This window comes from Candidatus Thermoplasmatota archaeon (assembly GCA_030018475.1).
Lineage (GTDB): Archaea > Thermoplasmatota > JASEFT01 > JASEFT01 > JASEFT01 > JASEFT01.
Window position 1 is genome coordinate 1 of the sequence record JASEFT010000126.1, and the last position, 589, is coordinate 589.

Consider the following 589-nt stretch of genomic DNA (forward strand, 5'->3'; position numbering starts at 1 on the left):
GTGCAGGGATAGATTCAATGTGGGTAGGTATAGGTTTTGTTCCTGGTGGGAGGGACATGGATATTCATTTGGGTAGAGTGCTCACCCCGGGGCTGAAGTTCCGTTATGAGTACGATTTCGGGACCACAACTGAGCTTGCATTGAAGGTCGTGGCAGAACGCGAAGGAAAAATTGTAGACGAAACGATTCGTCTACTAGCAAGAAATGACCCACCTTTGATAACATGTGATGTGTGTGGGAAGATTGCCACACAAGTGTGCAGTGAATGCATCTGGTCAGGTAAGGGGTGGCTTTGCGATAAGTGTGCTCGTAAGCATAATTCCCCACGAGTCGGGATGTGTGGATATACGGGATAGAAACATGATTCGTGCCGAACGTCAGATAACACAGCATATACGCTGCGGGCTTACACCCTTGCCCTTCGGGACATTGCCTTCGTCAACGTCGTATATGCTGGAGCCGTTATATGAAATGACGGTGAGATATATTTATATCAGACATAATCAAAGTCATAGGTGACGATAATAATGGAAACAGAAGAAAGCAGATATGGAATAAGTATGATAAAACCGATATCATTTTACTCCAG

1 protein-coding gene is annotated in these 589 nt (G+C 45.2%); it reads left to right on the plus strand.

What is annotated here, in order from left to right; genetic code table 11:
• On the plus strand, nt 1-356 hold a 356-nt coding region (locus tag QMD21_07890; GenBank protein MDI6856684.1), incomplete at its 5' end, for a hypothetical protein.
• Between the last annotated feature and the right edge of the window lie 233 nt (nt 357-589).